This is a genomic window from Limosilactobacillus coleohominis (genome assembly GCF_016901675.1).
In the GTDB taxonomy this organism is placed as follows: Bacteria; Bacillota; Bacilli; order Lactobacillales; family Lactobacillaceae; genus Limosilactobacillus; species Limosilactobacillus intestinavium.
In genome coordinates this window covers 1-6,305 of the sequence record NZ_JACJKU010000079.1, presented here as the reverse complement: position 1 = coordinate 6,305, position 6,305 = coordinate 1, and the positions used below count along the sequence as shown (strand labels likewise).

Sequence of the window (6,305 nt, the reverse complement as noted above, 5' to 3'; positions counted from 1 at the left end):
ATCTATTGTTTATTATACTGATAAATGAAAATAAAAGTATAAAAAACGACCTAGTGATCATTTTTCAGATCATTAGACCGTTAATCAATTATTGCCTTTTGATGAGGACACTAATTCCCATTGCCAGGTTGTAAATATACAAAAGTAAAGCAATTAATAGGGCAAAGACAGTAAAAGTAGCAAAAACCCACCCACCGGCTGAACGGATTTGCTCTACTCCGGAAGCACCCATGATAAAGAAAATCAATAAGGTGACTAGCACGTATATAGCAGGGAAGATTTGACTCCAAAAAGCAGCTTTGGCATGGTGTTTAACATATGAATCTTGACGATCAACTATCCAGATAATTAACGGGAAAATAACTGGTAAGAAGAGAATGCTTAAATATGCTAAACTACTGAGCACTCGACTTGTGGTAGATTGATTATCCATAAATGTCTCCCTTTTTGCATTTTAGTATACCAAATATCAAGGGAAGAATGTTAAACATAGTTGCAATAAGATAATCCAAGCGAAGAAAAGTCCCCAGTCACGAAAAGAAACTTTGATTGGATGAGCATAAGTACGAGCTTGGCCTTCGACAAAGCCTTGTGATTCCATTGCTTGTGCCAAATGGTCTGACCAACTAATAGCAGCAAGAACTGCTTTAAAATATAAACGTGGTGACCAAAAACTTAACTGCACTCCCCGCATTTGCCCTGCAACGCGGATGATTTTAACTTCTTGAATAGTTCTAGGAACCATATTAACAGCAGCTAAGGTTCCGTAAACATATTGGGAAGGTAAGTGAGCATTTTGTTCTAATGAACGGGCTAATTCTAGTGGGGTAGTAGAAACAGTAATCAACGCTCCTAAGAAGCAATAGGCATAAAGCCGAGAGACTAAGATAGTAGCAAACCACCAGCTATGACTAGGACTAAACCATCGAATGGTAATGGCAAGTGCTAATGCTGGAATAAGTGGGACCAACATTAGTTTAAAAAAACTCTGTTTAGAAATATGGTGAACAAATAAAAAGATCACACTGATTAGAATAATAAAAGCGTTAGCAGTTAAATGATTTGTAAATGATATTTCCAGGGAAATAATTATTATTAACAACAGTTTTATACTTGGATTCATGAATTATCTGCTCCTTGATATATTAATTGCTGATCGATAAGGCGGAGATGGTAATCCACTAAGGGGAGCGCACCCATTAATTGATGACTGATAATTAAAATAGTTTGAGGTAGGATTTTTTGACATCGTTGAATGAGATTTACAACAATATCAATTGATTGACGGTCTAAACCACTAAACGGTTCATCCAACAATAAGAGTGGTTGACCCATCATTAACATTATTAGGATTTGTAATTTCTTTTTCTGACCGCCAGACAACGAGTAAATGATATGATCAGTGAAATCATCAAGTTGTAAATCATGTAGTGCACGTTGTAAACGTTCATTGGTAAAGTAAGGGTGATGGCCGTTTCGCTGGCTAAGTGCTATTTCTTCGCCAACTGTAACGTTCAAGAACTGATCGTTGGCATGTTGAAACACCAGGCCAAGTGTTTGGCCCATCTTACTACGTGAATAAGCGGATAAATCTTGATCTAAAAGCATAACTGAACCATCATATGGGATTAAGTTAGCAATTGCCTTAAAAAAGGAAGATTTGCCACTGCCAGAAGGACCGGTGATCAGCGTAGTTTTATTTTTAATAATTTCCAATTCAGTTTGGTTGATTAACAATTGATTTTGACGTGATAAAGAAAAGTGATGCAATGTGATAATTGAAGGAGCTGAATTAGAAGGTAATGGAGTGTTCAATTCAATAGGGGCAGAGGACGCTTTTAATAGTGATTGTTGCTGAACTGGGGTTAATAGTTTGACGTCATCGTTAAAATCAATAATAACGGGATTTAACTTGCTATAGGCGGAAAGATCATGGTCAGCAATGATGATCGTTTTACCAGCTTGTTGCATCTTAATTAATTGGTTGATGATTAATTTACGATTATTAATATCGAGGCTCGCAAATGGTTCATCTAGCAATACGATTTGCCGTTTCATTGCAATGATGACTGCCAAAGTCACTCGTTGTTGTTCACCACCAGACAATGTGGTGAACTTTCGATCGGCTAACTTCATGATGCCCACTTCTTTTAAAGCTTGTAATACTTTGGATTTAATCAAACTTGGGGGTGTCTGAATATTTTCCAAAGCAAATTCAATCTCGTGACGAGGGGTATCTAAGGCAAACTGCGCTCCTGGATCTTGAAACATCATAGCCGGAACTTTGCTTTCAGGAATTGTCACTTTCCCAGACAAGTGGCCTCCATATTTTGGTAATAGTCCAGCAATTATTTTTAATAATGTGGACTTTCCACTCCCAGAACGTCCATAAAAAATAATAAAGCGGTGGAGTGGAATTTGTAGTTTATGAATGTCCAACACTGGCTGCTTCGGATAGTAGTTAAATTTTAAATTGCTAATCAGAATATGATCTGTCATGCCATTAATATCCTTTTCTAACAACGTGTGCCCTTTCTAAAAGATTTGCGATGATCTTAACGAGAACGCCACTAAAGATGAAAATGGAAATGAATCTAATGATAAAGAGACTAATTTGCATAGCAGGAGCAAAGTGACTGTAACCATTTTTAAACCAGTCCCATCCAAAAGTGATAACGGCGGCAAATAATGATGTGGTCACTACCGTAAGCCAATTGTAAATTTTATAGCCGGTTACAGTGAACCCCAATTCTGTGGCTACCCCTTGAACAAAACCTGAAATGAAATTAGCTGCACCCCATTGACCATTCATGAATGTTTCAATAGCAGCCGCTAAAAATTCACCAAGGAAACCTGCACCAGGTTTGCGCAATAGGAAGCCACTTAGTGTTCCAGCCATACACCAAATTCCCATGGTAATATCATTAGCTGCTGGACCATAACCAATAGGACTCAGTGCTACAGTCAAAGCATTATAGATAAAGTCAGCTCCAAAATAAATTACAGCAAATATAATGCCAATTAGAGCTAATAGAATAATGTCGCGTAAATGAAAATGTTGTTTGGATTGCATGTGCAATTCCTCCAATGATTGAAATTTCAACCATTATTGTCCAAATAAAAATACCCCAACAGACTAAAATTGTCTGCCAGGGTAGGGTGTTAATTCTTTAAATTAAAACTCGACCTTGTGATCTCCCTTCGCTGGTCCTAACCAGAGCAGGTTCGATGGGTATTTCTCAGCCAAAATGGCACCCCAGACAAAGATGATTGATTATTTCCATCATACCTAAATATGAAATAGAGTGCAAGTACGGTTAATTAATCCACAGCTTGTGGAAAAGTTGTGCACAACTATTTGACCGCTGGATATCCTTAGTAACATCACGATTGTGAGAAATAATAGTGTGGTATATTAAGATTATCCACAAGATCTTGTGGATAATCTTATAGTTTGCCACAAGACTTTGAAGATAATAAAAAGAGATTGTGAAAATTAATAACACACTATGTGGAAATTGAGTCACTGCTAGTAATTATTACTTATAACAAGTAACGTTCTGTGGAACAAGAATGAGAAAATTAATAGATCGATTGTTGTTAGTCCCTAGCTATAAAAACTAGTAATACAGTACACAAAAGGCCCAAAGGTTGAATACTTTGGGCCAATTTTTGTTGTATTTTTTAGAAGACAACATCCATCCAATAAATTAGAGAGACAAACTGTCTTCATACTGTGATCCATAAGTTAATATTTCAAATTAGTGTTGTTTAAACAGCGTAGTTAAGTAGTCCATAAAGGTTTGTAGGTAGCGATCTTTATCGACGTTTACAGCTACTTTAACATTTGGATGCGCATCATTTAACTTAGCATTATTACCAATTGTTCGACCATAATTTTCGCCATCATAAATAACCTTCATAAATAAGCTAATGGTTTGAACGAAGCTTGGATCTAGCGATACTCCAACTGCTAGTGGATCATGCAGAGCACAACCGTTTTTATCGATATTTAGATTATAGTAAGCGTCAATATAGAAATCAGTAATGTCCGCATATGCCTTTCCGGCAGCAGTTCCTAAATCACGCCATTGCTGAGTTTCACGTTTTGTGAGTAGTGTACGTAAGGTAACGTCAAGGCCAACCATTGTTAGTGGTAAGTCTGGATTAGACAGGACGACATTGGCTGCTTCGGCATCTTGGTGAATGTTAGCTTCTGCAGCTTCCGTAACGTTACCTTCCACAGTAAGGGCACCACCCATAAAGGTGACATTACCAATTAGTTTAGCGATTGATGGGTCTTTTTGAAGTGCTGCAGCTAGGTTAGTCATTGGGCCAGTAGGTACAATGATCAGATCCTTGCCATATTGATGTGCAGCATTGATATAAAAATCAACGCCAGATTTATCCTCAACTGCCTGCTTAGGAGCTGGCAATTCCACTTCACCAATACCATTATTACCATGAATGTCTAAAGAAACCTGCATTACATCAAAATGGTCGCTCGTACTAGAATGCGATAACCCCTTATAGACAGGGACATCTGTTTGACCAAGCAGTTCCAATAATTTCAAACTATTCTGGGCACAGATATCAATTAGGTTATTACCATATGATGAAACAATTCCAATCAGATCGACATCTGGGGCAACGGTTGCGTATGCAATAGCTAACGCATCATCAACACCAGTATCGAGATCTAAGATCATCTTCTTTTTTGCCATAACGTTACCTCCTATTGAATGTAACTTTATTTTAAACGACCGGCTATAAAAATAAAAGATCATTAAACGTCAGTAGTGGATTTATTGAACATGTTACAATATAAAAATAAGCAATCAGAGAATAGGAGGATAGTTGTGAGTGATTCAATATATGATGTCACAATTGTTGGTGGCGGTCCCGTAGGTATGTTTGCCAGTTTTTATGCCGGAATGCATGAATTAAAGACTCAACTAATTGAAGCACTACCGCAATTAGGTGGACAAATCACGGCACTTTACCCTGAAAAGCAGATTTGGGATGTTGCTGGCAAGCCTGGCGTACTCGGCCAAGAATTGATAACTGATTTAAAAAAACAAATGTCAATTGTAAAAGTTGACCAAAAACTTGGTACTAAAGTTACGAATGTTGTTAAAGATGCAGATGATTGGTTTACGATAACAACAACTCAAGGAATAAGCAGATCAAAAACGGTAGTAATTGCACTGGGAAACGGTGCATTTACTCCGCGAAAGTTAGCATTGAATGGTGTTGACGAACTAAGTGTTGGTAAGGTCAATTATTTTGTCAAACACAAAGATGACTATGCTAATCAACGAGTGGCAGTACTTGGTGGTGGTAATTCAGCAATGGATATGGCTTTGATGCTGGAATCGGTGGCAGACAAAGTATATTTAATTCACCGTCGAGAAGAGTTCAGGGGATTGGCGTTAACTAGATCACAGTTACAAGCATCAACAGTTCAACTAATGACACCTTATTTACCGCGGACAATTGAAGAGCAAGATAATGGCAGCATTACGATGAATTTAAAGAAGATGCGTAGTGATAGTGAAGCAACTTTAAATGTTGATAAAGTACTAGTTAATTATGGTTTTACTTCTAACAATGCTGCACTAACAGATTGGCAATTGGACCTGGCTACTGATCGTCATCAGATAAAAGTAGATTCAAAAATGCAGACTAACATTCCTGGGGTTTACGCTATTGGTGATGATAATATTTATCCAGGGAAGACGCCATTGATTGCTACAGGGTTTGGTGAGGCACCGATAGCTATTACAGACTTGGCTAAAAAGCTATATCCTGATAAAAGAATGGCAACTCACAGTTCATCCATGCATTTTGATAGTAAATAGTATGATGGTATGTTTTTGATTTCGTGCTCATACTCAAGATACAGAGACAGAAGGGCTAACGTTCGGGTTACCGAGCGTTAGCCCTTCTGTTATACAATTCAGGCTACTTTACTTAGAAATTTCAGTATTATATTAGAATACGAATTTCCCGGGAAATAAAAAGAGGGACTGTGTCATTAGTCAGACTACAATCTTTAAATACGAACAGCGCAGTACAACAATGGGGCCTAGCTTTCGGAAAACCGAATGTTAGGCCCCTATTGTTGCTTCCTACAGGCTAACTACGTGTCGACGGGGGCGTGAAAACGAAGTCGTAAACGACTTCTGTCACGCTATTATGAAGTGACCATTGTCAAGCAAAAACTTGGCACTAGTCGTTTTTATTCCCATGGGAAAATCTCAGAAACATAGTCTCTCGACAGTTAACCACTCTGTTATACGTGG

General features: G+C 37.8%; 6 protein-coding genes and 1 riboswitch. Of the genes, 1 reads left to right on the top strand and 5 read right to left on the bottom strand.

The window, feature by feature from the left end:
• Positions 1-88 precede the first annotated feature (88 nt).
• From H5975_RS06970 to H5975_RS06950, 5 genes are all read right to left on the bottom strand, one after another.
• Positions 89-433: a DUF4870 domain-containing protein gene (locus H5975_RS06970; RefSeq protein WP_204785438.1), complete on the bottom strand. Its 345-nt coding sequence runs from the start codon at positions 431-433 to the stop codon at positions 89-91.
• A 36-nt stretch (positions 434-469) separates the two neighbouring features.
• Entirely contained in the window at positions 470-1,123 is a 654-nt protein-coding gene (locus tag H5975_RS06965; protein ID WP_204785437.1) for an energy-coupling factor transporter transmembrane component T family protein, read from the bottom strand.
• A complete protein-coding gene (locus H5975_RS06960; protein WP_204785436.1) occupies positions 1,120-2,499 on the bottom strand; it encodes an ATP-binding cassette domain-containing protein in 1,380 nt (459 codons plus the stop codon). The genes H5975_RS06965 and H5975_RS06960 overlap by 4 nt, the downstream gene beginning before the upstream one ends.
• Before the next feature lie 4 nt (positions 2,500-2,503).
• A complete protein-coding gene (locus H5975_RS06955; protein ID WP_204785435.1) occupies positions 2,504-3,073 on the bottom strand; it encodes an ECF transporter S component in 570 nt (189 codons plus the stop codon).
• Between the two features lie 106 nt (positions 3,074-3,179).
• A riboswitch (TPP riboswitch) is annotated at positions 3,180-3,269 on the bottom strand.
• Positions 3,270-3,761: 492 nt separating this feature from the next.
• Positions 3,762-4,724 (bottom strand): nucleoside hydrolase, encoded by a 963-nt coding sequence (locus tag H5975_RS06950; protein ID WP_204785434.1) that lies wholly within the window; start codon positions 4,722-4,724, stop codon positions 3,762-3,764.
• A 135-nt stretch (positions 4,725-4,859) separates the two neighbouring features.
• On the opposite strand from H5975_RS06950, the gene H5975_RS06945 reads away from it, so the two are divergent.
• Positions 4,860-5,861, top strand: a complete 1,002-nt coding sequence (locus tag H5975_RS06945; RefSeq protein ID WP_204785433.1) for an NAD(P)/FAD-dependent oxidoreductase — start codon at positions 4,860-4,862, stop codon at positions 5,859-5,861.
• Positions 5,862-6,305 lie beyond the last annotated feature (444 nt).

What these genes read in the sequence shown, in the direction of transcription:
- H5975_RS06970 (WP_204785438.1), bottom strand. Translation starts at nt 433, where the DNA reads ATGGATAATCAATCTACCACAAGTCGAGTGCTCAGTAGTTTAGCATAT.
- H5975_RS06950 (WP_204785434.1), bottom strand. Translation starts at nt 4,724, where the DNA reads ATGGCAAAAAAGAAGATGATCTTAGATCTCGATACTGGTGTTGATGAT.
- H5975_RS06960 (WP_204785436.1), bottom strand. Translation starts at nt 2,499, where the DNA reads ATGACAGATCATATTCTGATTAGCAATTTAAAATTTAACTACTATCCG.
- H5975_RS06965 (WP_204785437.1), bottom strand. Translation starts at nt 1,123, where the DNA reads ATGAATCCAAGTATAAAACTGTTGTTAATAATAATTATTTCCCTGGAA.
- H5975_RS06955 (WP_204785435.1), bottom strand. Translation starts at nt 3,073, where the DNA reads ATGCAATCCAAACAACATTTTCATTTACGCGACATTATTCTATTAGCT.